Below are 14,689 nucleotides of genomic sequence, written 5' to 3'. Positions count from 1 at the left end.
GAATGTCAGGTGTTTACCTGCGCTGATACTGCATTGACGTCCGGTGCTAACTTTAACAGTAAAATCGCTACTTTTGCACCGTTTGTATCGCTGCGATTTTGAATATCGATTCTTCCGCCATGTTCATCGATGATTTTTTTGACCATTGCCAGCCCTAATCCTGTCCCACGCGGTTTCGAGGTGGCATATGGTTCGAATGCGCGCGCCAGAATTTTGCTGGAAAATCCCGGGCCGTTATCACAGATCATCAAGCGTACTGCCGTTTGTTGGTCGCGCCCTTTGCTACTGTAGCGCACGACCTCGGTACTGACTTCGATGCGTGCGGCGATGTCGGGATTAGTATTGTCCGCCACCGCATCCTGCGCATTTTGCAGCAGATTATGAATCACTTGCCGTAATTGCGTGGCGTCGCCCATCACTTTCGGTAAATTCGCTGCCAGCGAGAGGCGGATGATGTCGCGGTCATCGCCGGCCAAATACAGATGCAGCACTTCGTCGATCAATTCGCCGAGATTGAGTTGTGTCAGCACCGCTGGCGGCGTTTTGGCGTAATCACGGAAGTCATCGACCATGCGTTTCATCGACGAGACTTGATTGACGATAGTGAGCGTGCTCTTGTTGAGAATGGCGACATCGGCCGGACTTAACTTGTCTTGCAATTTCATTTGCAGCCGTTCGGCCGACAATTGTATCGGCGTCAGCGGGTTCTTGATTTCATGAGCCAAGCGGCGCGCCACTTCGCCCCAAGCGATCGAGCGTTGGGCGGAAATAATATTGCTGATATCATCAAACACGATCACGTAGCCATTGCCTGAGCCGACTGGTAAGTGCGAGCCGCGCGCGAGCAGGGTCACACTTTGTTTTTCGTGATCGGGCATAGGGTCGCTCGCTACGGTCTGGTCGGCCTCGGGACGCGGTACCTCGATCTGTTGCTGCCAATGTTGTTCCTGTTCGTTTTTCCCACCGGCCGCCGATTGCGCATGCTGTTCTGAAAAGGCGGTGTCAATGGCGCTGGCAAATTCTTGCATGCCTTTGATGTCGCTCAGTGCTTTGCCGATCTCACTTTCCAGTGGCCGCTGCAGGATGCGTTCGACCGATTCATTGCAGGTGACCAGATGGCCGGCTTGGTCGAGCACCATCACGCCGGCCGACATATTGGCCAGCACCGATTCGAGATAGGCTTTGGCATTTTCGAGTTCGCTGCGGTTTTTTTCGACGGCGGCGCGGGCATCGAATAATTGGCGCGTCATGGTATTGAACGACTGCGTCAGGCTGCCGAGTTCATCACTGCTGGCGACGATGGGACGCGGCGAAAAATTCCCCTCGGTGACCGCCTTCGTCCCTTCGGCCAGCAACAACAGCGGCCGTGCCAGTTCACCTGAAATCAGAAAGGCACTGGTGATGGCAGCGAAAATCGCCAGCAACAGAGTTAAGGTGAGGGTAAAGATATACATAGTCTTGAGACTGCCGCGACCGAGCGAACGGACTTGGTATTCGCTTGAGGCATTGCGCAGCGCTTCGGCATGCAGTGCGATATTCGAGGGTACCGGTTGGATCAGTTGCAGATAATAGGTTTCGCGTTGCAGCGACAATTCGCTGCCATTATCCTGCAACTGAATTACCACGCGCGAGCGCAGGGTGGTTTTCGGTTCCGGTGCCAACACCGGTCGTTGCGCACCGTTGGTGGCGCTGTCGTTGGGACGGTTGCTCGGTGCCACACTCGATTCATCGGTGGCCGCGTAGATGCGCGAATTGTGCGCTTGGCGCAGCATGTCGAGGCTCGGCAGTTCCGGCACCAGGCGATCAAAATTCTGATTGGCGGCGGCAATCAGACGTCCTTTGCTGTTGACGATCGTGGCTTCCTGCACGCCGGCGCGTTCGCGCAAGCGCGACAGTTGTATCGCCCGTGAACCGGAGGGGACGGCCAGTTCGGCGGCCATATCACGCGCCTTGTTCTGTAAATCGGCCAATAAAAAATCGAGCGCGCTCAAGCCGAGGTTTTTGCCGGAATCGAGCGCCGATTCGACTTTGACATCGAACCAGGATTCTATCGATTTCGAGACAAAGGTGACCGACACCACATAAATCACCGTACCCGGCAAAATGCCGACCAGCGCGAACAGCAGCACCAGCCGCGTCATCAGGCGCGAGCCGAATTCGCGGCTGCGATAGCGGCTGAACAAACGCAGTAACAGCGTGGCGATCAGGGCCAGCAAGGCCAGTGCAACGACGGCATTGGCCCCCAGCAGCCAGCCGTAATAGTGTTCGAAGCTGGCTGAATTATCCGATGCGGTGGTCAGCAGGAAGAGCAAAATACTCATCAGTGCGCCGCCAATGATGAGCGCATACCGTAAAAATCGCGTCACTTGTCGTCAGCCTTGAAGGTAAACCGTTTGGTATCCGAAGACAGGCGCCAGTCGCTGTTGTTGAGTGAGGTGATCAGAAAGGTTTTCGGTAAATAACTGAGATCGAGCTTGAGCTTGACGGCGACATTGTAGACTGCTCCCGGGGTCAGGCTGGCTTTGTCGGCGACGATCCAGCGGCGCGGTCGCAGCACCAATGCCAGCGCATCTTCGAGGGAAGAGAAATTTTGCTGTAAACCACTGTTGATGGTGCCGGTGTATTGGCGCGTCCAAGGGTTGTAAGCGATTTTAACGGTTTGAACCGAGCGTATGGTCTTTTCATCCAGCCAGTACCAGCGCGGCCGCGTTAATTCGACTTCGGTGGTGAAGGAGAGTGGGATTTCGCGCGCGATCGCATCGACCAAGCCATGGCTGAGTTCAAACGCAAAGCTGGTGCTGATGCGGTAACCTTCCTCGGTCGTTTCGAGTTTGGCCGAAGTGACTTCGGCGTCGGCGGCGCGCGCGTACGGCACCGCACCGATAGCCAGCGTGGCTATCAGCAGGGTAAGTATCCACAGTCGCAGCGTATCAGTGAGGCGCGAGAACATGCAATCCGAAAATAAAGTCATGGCCGTCAATGATACCGTGCCAAGCCTGCTTTTCGTCAGGTTTACAGCGGCTTTTGGAACAAGGCATAAAACAAACCGTCATGTTCGTTGTTTGCAGAAGACGAATCGGCAAGGGTCGGTAATAACTGGCCCGGTGCCGGCAAACGGATGGCGCTGTGTTTTTGGACAAAGGCAGCCGCTTGCAGTTCGGATTCCTGCGGCCAGATCGAGCACGTCACCATCAGCATCTTGCCACCCGGTGCCAGCATGCGCCATAAATTGTCGAGTATGCGCGACGACAGGGCTGCCAGTTGCGCCGTATCGGTTTTGCGGCGTAACCAACGGCTGTCTGGGTGGCGTCGTACTACGCCCGAAGCGGTGCACGGCACATCCGCAATAATGCGCTCGAACAGGCGCTGATCCCACCAGGTGGAACGGCTGGCATCGCCGGCTTTAACGGCGCAACTGAGCTGCAAGCGCAGCAGATTGTCTTCAATTTTGGCCAAGCGCAAGCTGTCGATGTCGAGTGCCAGCAGTTCTATATCGGCCAGTTCCAGCAAATGGCAGGTCTTGCCACCCGGAGCGGCGCAGGCATCGAGTACGCGCATGCCATCGGCCAGATCGAGCAGGGGCCCAGCAAGTTGCGCTGCAGCATCTTGTACTGAAACCAAGCCATCAGCAAAACCGGGAATCTGGGCGACCGGCAAGGCTTTGCCTAATCGAATCGCATTCGGTCCAATTTGACTGGCAGCAATTTGCTCTTGGTCTAACATGGCCAAATAAGCGCCGCAGTTGCTGCGCCGCTGGTTGACGCGCAGGGTCAACGGCGGCGCATGATTGGCCGTCGTCAAGATGGCTTGCCAGTCGCTCGGATAGGCAGTTTTAGTTTGATCTACCCACCATTGTGGGTAATTCCACAGTGCTGCCGGTTGTTTCATCACCAGTTTGAGCAACTCATCTTTTTCGCGTAAAAATCGGCGTAATACGGCATTGACCATGCCTTTGGCAAACACCATGTGCGGGCTGGCGGTGGCGGCGGTGACGGCTTGATCGACCACGACAAAGTCTTCATACGGCGCGGCCGTGCCATCCTCGGCATTCACTAAGAGTGTCAGCGAGCAACAGAGTAAGCTGTATAACATGGCCGGTTCCGGCTCTTTGTTGGTCATGCTTTTGAGCAGGGCATCGACGCGTCCTACTTGGCGCATGGTACGGTAAGAAATATCCTGGATTGCCCCGCGAGCCTGTGGCGTAGCCTGGGTCTGGGCAAATACTTTCGCCAGCGCCTGTGGCAAGGCCATACCTTCGAGAACACTGGCGACCGCTTGCGCGGCACCGCTGAGGCTGAATGCCAATGAGTCGGTCTTGAGTTCCGAGAGCGGCGCTTCGATGACAGCGGGTCGAAGGGCGGGTTTGGTCAAGACAGGTTTTCCAAGGATTTTTCTGGTTTTTTCTTGCATATGAAATGTTTTCAGGCCCGGCTAGGCCGGGCTATCTGTGATCCGGTCTCGGACCGGAATACGGTAAGGCGCTTCGAGTGCTGCTGCTTTTATTGAGACAAAGTGCGTGGCGTGCTGTTCGAGCAGGCTGCGCAGCGGCTCAGGGAAGCCGGCTGCGAGCAGACATACATGCCAACATTGCAGGTGGTTCAGGCTTGCTTGTCAGTGTAACAGTCATCTTAGGCTTTTCACCAGTGATGGTGATGCTTTATCGTCACACAATGACACTGTATCAGGCTTCTGGCTGCATCAAGGGGGAAATTTGTTGTACTTCAAGCCATGTACGCAGATCGTCAAAGACCGGAGTGGGATCGAGCTCGTTGAAGATTTCATGATAAAAACCTGCATAGAAATGCGTGCTCAGGTAGGCATTGCCAGCGGCGGCGGCAAAGCGCCGACTACCCTCAGGGTCGACCAGATGGTCATCGACGGCCGCCAGCAGCAGGGTTGGCAAGTGTAATGTGGCGGCTTTTTGTTGTGTATAGGCAATTGCTGAAATCATGGCATTGAGCAAGCGTGCGCTGATACGCGGATGGACCAGCGGGTCGTTGCGGTAGGCATAAATGACTTCGGCATCATGCGACAGATAGCGCGTGTTGAGTCCATTGGCCAGACCTAGCGAAGGACACAGCAGGCTGGCAATGCGCAGTAAGCCGCGTTGCACCCCCGACATATGCAAAGCCAGTGCCGGTGAAGATAGGATCAAGGCACGTAGTGGTGCTGTTTCAGCCAAGGCAAACCGTGCCGCGAACAAGCCACCCATGCTGTGGCCGAACAAAATAGGCGCGCAGGCAAGATCGACGCTGAAATCCTTGATTACCAATTCGGCATCGCGCAACATTGCTTCATCGTCCGGCACATTGCCGGAGGACCCGCTCGATTTGCCATGCCCGCGCATATCGTAGGTACGGACGGTAAAGCCGAGCGCATTGAAAAAGCGTGCGACGTGGGCATAGCGGCCGCAGTGTTCGCCCAAGCCGTGCATGATCACGACGCCTTCTTTACGCCACACCGCATCGTCCGGCAGCGGCCAGTCACGGATGAACAGACGCGTCCCGTCCGGGGTGTGCAGTTCGGTTTCAGTGGTGTGGTCGATATGTGCGCTCACGCGTCACACCCCCCACATGACTTCGCGTTGCATTTTGTTCGCTGCGTGCAACATCTCGAGCACCGGGTACACGCGCGTGGCAAAGCTGATCGCTTCCGGCTTGACATGTTCGTGGTCGTCGCCGTTGTCGTTCGGGTGGGCATTGATGTCGCGGCTGACCTCGTCGGAGACTGGATGAGCCTTGCTGTCGGCGACCGCCGCTTCGATTTTTTCTATGGCATGTGGCAATTCTGCCGGTGTAATAATGCCGCGGTCGACATCCTTTTGCAGTAATTCCAGAATACGCCGCGCGTGTTCTTTATACATGGTGATCTCGGTGGCTGCTTTTGATTTAAATGTGATCAGCATGGTCAGGTTCCTTGAAGGTAGTATTGGGACATCCGGATCAGCGGTGACCGTACTGGCCGGGATGTTGCTTACCTTTAATCCTATCATAAGGGCGTGCCAATTATTAGCCACCTGACACGATTTTCTGCGCACTTTTTGCGGTTTACTCGAGGACTAAGGAAGTCATGAAGGTATCGACCACTTCCGGCGTGACTTTCTTCGGCGGACCGAGAATGATTAATTGATAGACCCATTGTCCGTGGGCAATAAAACGTGCTGCCATGAAGACCGGCGTACCGTTTTGCAAGCTACCAATAATTTCGAGTACGCCGTTGGGGCCGCCACTGTCTTTCGTCACCGTGCCGTGGATATTCTTGATCATGCCTTGGCGCATAGCCGCCAAGACTAGCCCGCCATCATCGCGATTATTTAATTCCACGCTGCCCACAGCGAAGCTGACTTGGCCCGCTTCGGCGGCAGTCATATGCATGGTCAGTGTTTGATCGGCTAATTTGACGGATTCGGAGAAAGCCAGCGCTTTGGCGGGCATTAAAATTCGCAACGGTGCCTTGCTGTCGCGCACTTCGCGCCAATCGAAACGTGGACTGCAGGCGCTGAATACGAGCAAGGAAATGAAAATTGACACGAGGCCAAGGAATCTGACAGGGGAGCGGGGAGGCATGGCATTCCAATGAGAGGTGGGCTTAGACTTAGTGAGGCGCTGATGCCTGGACGCGCCTTAAGGCCAGCGCTACCCCGACACATAATAGTAATACGCCAGCGCAAATTGGGGGGGGTGGCAGAGTTTGTCGCAGAATAAAGGTGTAGCTCAAGGCGGCCAGAGTTTCGAAGACGATCAATTGACCGCTCAGGCTGGCCGGGAGCGTATGGCTGGCATGGTTCCATAGCAAAGTGCCAAGCCAAGAGGCGAAAAAACCAAGCACCAGCATGAGGCTGATGAATTGTACGCCTTGGTCTCCGAGTGGGAAGTTGGCGGGAAGCGTGCCGGCTTGCTTGAGAATCAAGCCATAAATGGCAAAGCCTAGCAGGGCCAGCGGCAGGGTACACAAGCCCTGCGCAGTGGCCCAAGTGCTGGAAGCCAGCGCCGTATTGGCTTTCAAGTGGCGGCTGTTCATGAGCGGATACCAAGTCCAGGCCGCTACGGCCAGCAGCGCCAGCGCCGTGCCTTGCCAATAATCAGCGTAAGAATGCGGAGCTGATGGGTGCGCAAATTCTGCCACATTGACCAGCATGAGGCCGCAGAAGATCAAGCTCAAGGGCCACGCCAACTGTTTCCAAGGAGTAGGCTGGCCATGGTCGGCACCGAGCAAATTGGCGCTGATGGCGATGACTACCGGTAAAGTGCCGATGAGCATAGTCGGGATCGGCGCGCCTATCAGTTGAATCGCACTGGCCAAGGCGGCGTAATAAATCATATTGCCGACCAAGGACAAGCGCAAGGCACAGTACCAGTCGGCACGGCGCAAGCGGCGCAGACGACGGAAATCGAAGGCGGCTGGCAAGATGGCAATGAGGCCGAAGGCCAAGTAGCGTCCGAACGACAGGATGACCCCAGAATAATCAGGCAGCAAGACAGGCGTGATGAACACCAAGCCCCACAGCAAGCCGGCACCGATGGCTGCGAGCAAGCCGCTGAGTTGGGAGGCGGAACGGGGCATGGCTAGGGGCGGTGAGGGTTGATCAGGCTGACATCATACGCGCTCTTGGCAGTGGACTCTTACTAAGAATAAGCTTATCAAAAATCTGACTAGGGTTTGAAACCCCGGCCTTCAGAGGCTGTCGCAAAAGGGTATTGAGTCGGTATCATTACCCTGACTGGTGGCCACGTCATTCCTGCGCGCTTTTGGCAGGAACCCAGAGGCGTTCGTGGTTAACTGAAAATGCCAGATATTATAGTGTTTTCAGCGCTGAAAACGACACTGGGTTCCCGCCAAAAGCATGCGGGAATGACGAGGCTGTGGCATGCGGGAATGACGAGGTATGCGGTGTTTCAGGTGTAAAAAACGTCCATCAGGCTTTTGCGACAGCCTCTTTTGGCCGGTGAGCGACGAAGGAGCGACGCGATGGGAGGGGATGCAAACCCCTTCCAGAGTCTTTTCCATCGTCGCTTGCGACGATCCATTAACTTGTTTAAACATATCAGGTTTGACGCCACAGCGACGGACTGGGTTATCATGGACACGCGCCTGCACTTGTCGGTGCCGCGCGCCCTTGCCTCTTTTTGAACTGGTGCCGCCATGTCGTTTCGCTTTGTCTTGTTGATTACCATTTCCCTATTCGCCATCGCCGGCTGTGACCGCCTGGGTTTGGCCGATCCGGCCCGCGACGCGGCGTCAAAAGAAGCCGATGCTCGCGCCACCGGCAGCGCTTGCCGCCATGCCGGACGGGCGATTGAAGATTGCTATGCCTTGAACCCCGAAGCAGCGCGGGCAGCGATTTATGCCGGTTGGAAAGAAATGAACGATTACATGCGCGAAAACAAAATTGAAAATGTAAAACCTGAAATCGCCCGCTCCGAAGTACCGGCCGCCGCCGCCGAGGCGGATAGTTCAGCGGAATCGGAATCGGCGTCGGCATCTGCATCCGCTACAGCCAAAAGCAAGAAATAAAGCTGACTATGCAAATACGCGGGATGCAAGCGTCTGACTTGGCTGCGGTCTATGCGCTGCAAGCCAGCGTCTACCGCGGCGCTATGGTCGAAGCTTTGGAATTGTTGCAGCAACGCTTGCAACTGGCCCCTGCCACGGCGTGGGTGGCCTGCGATGGCTCGGCAGTACACGGCTATTTGATGGGATATGCCAGCGTGTGTGGCAACATTGCCAGATTGGCGACGCCATTTTGTCTGGCTGAACTGCCCGATGCCTTGTATTTACACGATTTGGCGGTTGCTCCGGCGCAGTCTGGTCGTGGTGTGGGACGGGCACTGGCACAGCACGGTATTGCTTATGCGCAAGACTGCGGACTCGCGCATGTGTGCCTGGTATCGGTGCAAGGCACGACGCGGTTTTGGGAAAGTCTGGGATTTCAACGCCGGCTGGAACTCAGTCCGGAACAGCAGTCTTGCCTTGACAGTTACGCCGGCCCGGCTTGGTATTACCAGCAGCAAAGCCCGGGCCGACCCTGAGCTTTGCTTAATCTGCGGCTTTGCTGGCTTCCGGGCTTTTGGCACTTTTAGTTTTCTGATACACGATTTTCTTTTCGCCACCCTCGCAGACACCCACCACCCTCAGCTTGGTTTCGGTGTTTTTATCGATGACCTTGAGTGAATAATTCTTGACGTCTTTGTGCTCGAGTTTCATATCGATTTTCTCGATGATGGTGTCGCATGGGGTGACGGCAGCCCAGACGGAGGCGCTGCAAAGCATCAAACCCATTCCCAAATACTGTACTAAAACGCGATTGTTCATTGGATGATTTCCTTATCGACAGGTGGTTTGTTGCTGTTATGAAGAAATTCGTTCTCGCGATGTTTGCCGATACGAAGCCAGGGTAATGCTTAAAAGAAATAATCAATTGCCTTCGTTCATGGTATTTTCGTCTTGATTAGGATAAATTGTCCTCCGGAAATATCCTATCATTCCACAAACTTTATAATTTACGCAATGATAATGATTGCTGCAAAGAAGTGTTTGTGGCTATTTTCACCTTTTTTATCATTTCAATCGATGGGCGCAGATTTTTTTCTATGAAATTGTCCGGATTACATACCAGCAGAATTGCCAAAGCACTCGCAGTCGGTTTAGTGGTCGCCATTGCTTTGGCCGCCGCAGCGTTTGTGTGGACCTTGCGCACCCAGGAAATTCATAAATGGGAAAAACAGACCGAAGTATTCAGCATCGTGTTGGCCGAAAATACCAGTCAGCAAATGGATTTTGCCTATACGGCATTGGAGAATATTTCGGAGCGGATACAGGATCGCTGGAGCGTCAATGAAAAGTATTTGATCGAGCAACTGTCAACGACGGAGTTTCACCAATTTCTGACAGAGAAGGTCGCGCTGTTTCCCGCCATAGAAGTGATTTCTGTGCTTGATGCCGATGGCAATGTGATCAATACCTCGCGCAGTTTTCCTGGCCCTGACTACAATCTGGCCGACCGCGACTATTTTCAGGCGCAACGCGACCGCCCTTCACAGGGGGTCTATCTTGGTAAGCCGGTGCGCAGCAAAACCACCGGCGATTGGATATTTTTCCTCAGTCACCGCCTCACCGGCAGCGACGGCGAATTCCTTGGTGTCGTGACACTCGGTATGTCCCCCAACTTTTACGCTGATTTTTTTAAAAAACTCAGCGTCGACAGCCACGCTTCGGTGAGTTTGCTACGTGCCGATTTCACCTATCTGGCACGCTGGCCAGAAAATGACAGTGTGATGGGAAAGAAAGATTTGACGGGCAGCAGTTTTCATTTGATTGAGGACTTACAAAAAAAATCGGGCATCGTCATTGCACCGGCGGAAAAAACTGCTGGACGTGGGCGCATTCCAGCGCGCATGTCAGCCATACAATCGCTGGATAAATATCCTTTGATCATCAACCTCAGTGTCGATGAAGAGCTGTATCTGGCTGACTGGCTGCAAATCAGCATCGCCATCGCGATTGTTTCTTCGGCGGCGATTGCCGCCGTGATCGCTGCGTTTCGTGTGCTGATTCAATTATTTTTGCAACGTGAGAGCGATATGCAGGTGATGGTCGCACTCAAGAGCGATGCCGATGTCATTAATCGTAATCAGACCGGATTACTGCAAAGTTTGACTGAGCAGCAAAAAGTCTCGAAAGAATCGTCAGATCGTTTGCAAGCGATTTTTCAAAACGCGGCCGATGGCATCATCATGATTGATGCCGACGGCACGGTTGATGCCATCAATCCGGCAGCGGTGGCGATTTATGGCTATCCTGCCATGGAAGTAGTGGGAAAAAGCAATCATCTGTTTTCCGTCTCGGGGCAACCGGCCTTGCTCGAGCTGGCGATGGCGCAGCCAGTATTTCGAGAAACCGGTCGACTGCGGCTGGAGATAGAAAGCGTGCGCAAAGATGGCGGCCTGTTTCCGGCCGATTTTGCGATCAGTGAATATTATTTGGCTGGCAAACGACAGTTGATCATCATTGTGCGCGATATTTCGGAACGTCGGAAAATTGAAAAAATGAAAAATGAATTCATTTCCACCGTCAGCCATGAATTGCGCACACCATTAACCTCGATCCGTGGCGCGCTGGGATTATTAGCGGGCGGCGCGATGGGAGATTTACCTGAGAAAATCAAACCCTTGTTATTGATGGCGCACAAAAACTGCTTGAGCTTGACGCGCTTGATCAATGATTTACTCGATATTCAAAAAATCGAAGCTGGGAAAATGGATTTTTCTATTGAACGACTCAATGTAAGTGCCTTGCTACACATTGCCCAACAAAGCAATTTCAGTGTTGCTCAAGCGCTGGCTGTGCATTTGACGATAGAGGAAGATGCGGCATACGTAGCGTCTCTTGAGGTTGCCGTCGACAATGGCCGCTTTGCGCAAGTGATGGCGAATTTGATTTCCAATGCCTGCAAATATACGCCGGCCGGCGGCGTGGTGCGACTGGTCGTGACTTGCCCCACGCCGACGATGGTGCGCGTAGCCGTGATCGATCAAGGCAGTGGTGTGCCGGAAAGTTTCCGCGATCGTATCTTCGAAAAATTTTCTCAAGCCGATTCTTCCGATACCCGCGCCAGAGGCGGCACCGGCTTGGGTCTGGCGATTTCCAAAGTATTGATACAACAAATGCATGGCGATATAGGCTATTGGAACCAAGCGGCCGAACTCGGTGGTGGGGCGGTGTTTTACGTCGATTTGCCGATTGCTCTAAAGTAAGGCTAGATCGCGTGCCTTGACGTTGTCGAACACGCGACTCAATTGCTGCTCATTGAGCCCGTACAGACGGGCGAACAAACCAGCCAGCACGGCGCGATACTCATTGAGTACCGGATAGTCGCGATTTTGAAACAGTTGTCCCGGTGTCAGGGCGATCTGCTCTCCGGCAATTTTGCCACCGCGCACCGCGCCACCGAGCACCCAATACACACTGCCATGACCGTGATCGGTTCCGCGTTTGCCATTTTCGCGGAAAGTGCGACCGAATTCGCTGATCACCACCACCGTGGTGTCGCGCCACGCCGCGCCCATTTCTTCCCGATAGGCGGCCAAGCCACGGCCGAACTCCTCAAATTTATTTGCCAGCATGCCTTGCGCGCCGCCTTGATCGACGTGGGTATCCCAGCCGCCGACATCGATGAAGCCGAGCGGATACTTATCGCGCATCAATTTGGCGACACGCTGTGCTTCCAATGCAAAACCCTTGCTACTGATGGCAGCGCGACTGGCGGCACCCATTTCTTGTTGCATTTCTGTGGCGATATCTTGGCGCACCGAAAAACCTTCCTGTACTGGTTGTGCCAGCGTGGTTTTGCGGTACATCTGTTCGATGATTTGACTTTGGCGTGGTTCCATCTGCACTTTCGACAGATTTTTCAGCGAGGTATTGCCGACTCGCGCGCTGCCTTGCATGGCCAAGGGCAATTGGTCGGTGAATGCCATGGTCGGCACGTTCTTGTTTTCGTTCAACACCGCAGCGAGCCGATTCATGAAGCCGGAATGAAAATCGCGGCGGCCGCTGAGCGGCTGGCCCAGTTCTATGCTGTCTTGGGTTTCAAAGTGACTACGGCTCAGGTCATCCGTACCGGCAAAGGGAATAAAGGCCAACTCGCCGCTGCCGAACCAAGGATATAAACTGTTGCGCAAGGCCGGATGCAAACCCCAGTCGGCCGTCAGCGGCAAGGCTGCGCGCGGATCCGGACCCGGGCGGGCAATGGCAATATTGGGGCGCGATTCATAATAGTAGTTGCTGGCGGTCGGCACCAACAAGTGGCAGGCATCGTAGCCGCCGCGTAAAAACACCAACAACAATTTTTGTTCACTGGCGGGGGCGGCCATGACGCTGCCACTCCAAGTCAAGGGCGACAGCGCCGACAAGGCCAGCAAACGACTCAAAGCGAGACGACGATTCATGCAGCTTCTCCAAAAAACCGGCCGGTGCCGGTAGCAACGATAGTCATATCAGCGGCGCATCATTTCCGGCGCCGCCAGAAAGAACACATTCCACTCATTTTTTGCGCCAGCTTGCTGCAAAGCTTGACGACTCTCGACGCTGAAGCTTTGACTCCAGCTTTGCGCATACGCTGAGCCGAGCAAGGCCGGTGCTGGCGGTTTATCACTTGGCCGCGGCAAATCGGGCGGATAAAACAGCGCCGGCGTGCCACTCCCTATGCTGCGGGCGATATCAAAACGTTGCGCCAACTGACCCGGGCTGGCCCACGCGCTTTCTGTCATCAAATAGCCGTCGGGAGTCTGATGGCCATTGAATGGCTGGCCCATCTGGTTGAGCCAGTTCAGTACCGGGCCGGGATTGACGATGTTGTTGCCATCGTAAGCCAGGCGCACCGCGCCAACGGCGTAATGGAGCGGGTCTTTGAATTTATGTCCGAGTGAAGCATGAAATTCCGGCGCATCAAACATGACCCGCAAGGTGGCGGGAATACTGCCGTCGCTGGCGAGAAAACTGCGTGCCATGGCATTGACCAGTGCCTCCGTGGGCGTATCGGAAACGAAATACGTGGCTAATTGCAGGCTGATGAAATGCGCTGTGGCAGGCTGGCGGCAGAGCAAATTGATGATGTCTTCGATTTCAGGTAGTCCGCGTCCAGCGATGGTTTGCCCGAGAATATGTTTGTCGCCGAAATCATGGCGTTGTGGATTGAATTCAAACAAAGCCTGACGCACATAAAATGGTTTGAGTTCAGGTCGCATCTTCGGTGTATCGCGGCTGACATTGATGGCCAAACCGGTCAGCGCGCGCGCTAATTCCTGGATATCGTGTTGGCTGTAGCCACTGTTGACCCCCATGGTGTGCAATTCCAGCAACTCGCGGGCATAATTTTCATTGATGCGTTGCGAAGCATTGAATTCATTGTCGAGATAGCGCAGCATGGCTGGGTGATACATCGTGGCGCGCAGTAAATCGTGAAAATTGCCCAAGGCGAAAGGGCGAATCGCGCTTTCTTCGAAATCGCCTAACATGGCGCGCAAATTATGCTTGCCGCTGTGGATATTGAAGTGATTCATCCAAAACCACGTCATTTGCTCTTGTAACTGCGCGCTCGAATACACTTCGCGCAACACACTGCGGCTGGCCGCTTCGCGCGCGAGTCGGTTCAATTCTTGTTGGTAGGCTTTGCGCAAACCATCATCAATACCTTTCTGGGCATCGGCCGCCGTCTTTTGCACCTCGAGTTCGCGCATCATCGTCTCGAAGGGTTTTTGGCTGATGCTCAGGGCATTGATTTGTGCTTGTATTGCATCCGGTACGATGCTATTGCGAGCGCGCAATTGCAGATCGAGATAGCGATCCATGCCCAGTGCTTGCATTTGCGCCGCCGAGGAGGCATTGGCACCCCAGCTCAAACGGTTGAGCAATAAGCGCGCATCGGTATGTTGTTTGTCAAATACATAAGCGATCGGCGGCAAGGCTGCTGCGCCCCGTGTTGGCAGCACTGGAATCGAGTTAGACCGTGGTGCTGTGCTGCAGGCACTGAGCAGTCCAACCAAGATCAGCAGGGGCAGGCGACGACGCAGGGTGGGGCGGTGTGGCATAGGGAGCGCTTCCTTGGTATACATTGTCCTATGGATACAACGGGATGGGCGCAGTTTGGATGACCGGCAGCTCGGCCTGAGTGCATTTGTTTTGTAACAAA

General features: G+C 54.5%; 13 protein-coding genes. 3 read left to right on the top strand and 10 right to left on the bottom strand.

What is annotated here, in order from left to right:
• Nucleotides 1-5: 5 nt before the first annotated feature.
• The 7 genes from RHM61_RS05485 to RHM61_RS05455 all read right to left on the bottom strand — a co-directional run bounded on the left by RHM61_RS05485 (nt 6) and on the right by RHM61_RS05455 (nt 7,563).
• Nucleotides 6-2,366, bottom strand: coding sequence for a sensor histidine kinase (locus RHM61_RS05485; protein ID WP_322250130.1), 2,361 nt, complete (start codon nt 2,364-2,366; stop codon nt 6-8).
• Complete coding sequence (locus RHM61_RS05480) at nt 2,363-2,971, bottom strand: DUF4390 domain-containing protein (protein WP_322250129.1); 609 nt, start codon at nt 2,969-2,971, stop codon at nt 2,363-2,365. Before RHM61_RS05480 ends, RHM61_RS05485 begins: the two co-directional genes overlap by 4 nt.
• A gap of 41 nt (nt 2,972-3,012) precedes the next feature.
• Nucleotides 3,013-4,371, bottom strand: coding sequence for a 16S rRNA (cytosine(967)-C(5))-methyltransferase RsmB (gene rsmB / locus RHM61_RS05475; RefSeq protein WP_322250128.1), 1,359 nt, complete (start codon nt 4,369-4,371; stop codon nt 3,013-3,015).
• Nucleotides 4,372-4,681: 310 nt separating this feature from the next.
• Nucleotides 4,682-5,557 carry an alpha/beta hydrolase gene (locus RHM61_RS05470; protein WP_322250127.1) on the bottom strand — a complete coding sequence of 292 codons (876 nt, stop codon included), beginning with the start codon at nt 5,555-5,557 and terminating at the stop codon, nt 4,682-4,684.
• A gap of 3 nt (nt 5,558-5,560) precedes the next feature.
• Nucleotides 5,561-5,905, bottom strand: coding sequence for a DUF1840 domain-containing protein (locus tag RHM61_RS05465; protein ID WP_322250126.1), 345 nt, complete (start codon nt 5,903-5,905; stop codon nt 5,561-5,563).
• Nucleotides 5,906-6,047: 142 nt separating this feature from the next.
• Nucleotides 6,048-6,566 (bottom strand): hypothetical protein, encoded by a 519-nt coding sequence (locus RHM61_RS05460; protein WP_322250125.1) that lies wholly within the window; start codon nt 6,564-6,566, stop codon nt 6,048-6,050.
• A 28-nt stretch (nt 6,567-6,594) separates the two neighbouring features.
• Nucleotides 6,595-7,563, bottom strand: a complete 969-nt coding sequence (locus RHM61_RS05455) for a DMT family transporter (RefSeq protein WP_322250124.1) — start codon at nt 7,561-7,563, stop codon at nt 6,595-6,597.
• 579 nt (nt 7,564-8,142) lie between these two features.
• Between RHM61_RS05455 and RHM61_RS05450 the strand changes: the two genes are divergently transcribed.
• Both RHM61_RS05450 and RHM61_RS05445 read left to right on the top strand, forming a co-directional pair.
• Nucleotides 8,143-8,514, top strand: a complete 372-nt coding sequence (locus tag RHM61_RS05450) for a hypothetical protein (RefSeq protein ID WP_322250123.1) — start codon at nt 8,143-8,145, stop codon at nt 8,512-8,514.
• A gap of 8 nt (nt 8,515-8,522) precedes the next feature.
• A complete protein-coding gene (locus RHM61_RS05445) occupies nt 8,523-9,029 on the top strand; it encodes a GNAT family N-acetyltransferase (protein ID WP_322250122.1) in 507 nt (168 codons plus the stop codon).
• Between the two features lie 7 nt (nt 9,030-9,036).
• Here RHM61_RS05445 and RHM61_RS05440 read toward each other — a convergent pair whose 3' ends face one another.
• Nucleotides 9,037-9,312 carry a DUF1161 domain-containing protein gene (locus RHM61_RS05440; protein WP_322250121.1) on the bottom strand — a complete coding sequence of 92 codons (276 nt, stop codon included), beginning with the start codon at nt 9,310-9,312 and terminating at the stop codon, nt 9,037-9,039.
• Between the two features lie 278 nt (nt 9,313-9,590).
• On the opposite strand from RHM61_RS05440, the gene RHM61_RS05435 reads away from it, so the two are divergent.
• Nucleotides 9,591-11,753 carry an ATP-binding protein gene (locus RHM61_RS05435; RefSeq protein ID WP_322250120.1) on the top strand — a complete coding sequence of 721 codons (2,163 nt, stop codon included), beginning with the start codon at nt 9,591-9,593 and terminating at the stop codon, nt 11,751-11,753.
• Here the strand turns inward: RHM61_RS05435 and RHM61_RS05430 are convergent.
• Both RHM61_RS05430 and RHM61_RS05425 read right to left on the bottom strand, forming a co-directional pair.
• Nucleotides 11,745-12,947 carry a DUF1501 domain-containing protein gene (locus tag RHM61_RS05430; RefSeq protein WP_322250119.1) on the bottom strand — a complete coding sequence of 401 codons (1,203 nt, stop codon included), beginning with the start codon at nt 12,945-12,947 and terminating at the stop codon, nt 11,745-11,747. The two genes, RHM61_RS05435 and RHM61_RS05430, sit on opposite strands and share 9 nt — an antisense overlap.
• Before the next feature lie 48 nt (nt 12,948-12,995).
• Nucleotides 12,996-14,588, bottom strand: coding sequence for a DUF1800 domain-containing protein (locus tag RHM61_RS05425; protein ID WP_322250118.1), 1,593 nt, complete (start codon nt 14,586-14,588; stop codon nt 12,996-12,998).
• Nucleotides 14,589-14,689 lie beyond the last annotated feature (101 nt).

This window comes from Undibacterium sp. CCC3.4 (assembly GCF_034347425.1).
Classification (GTDB): Bacteria; Pseudomonadota; Gammaproteobacteria; order Burkholderiales; family Burkholderiaceae_D; genus Undibacterium.
The sequence above is the reverse complement of the archived record's forward strand: the minus strand, read 5'-3'. Positions and strand labels throughout refer to the sequence as shown.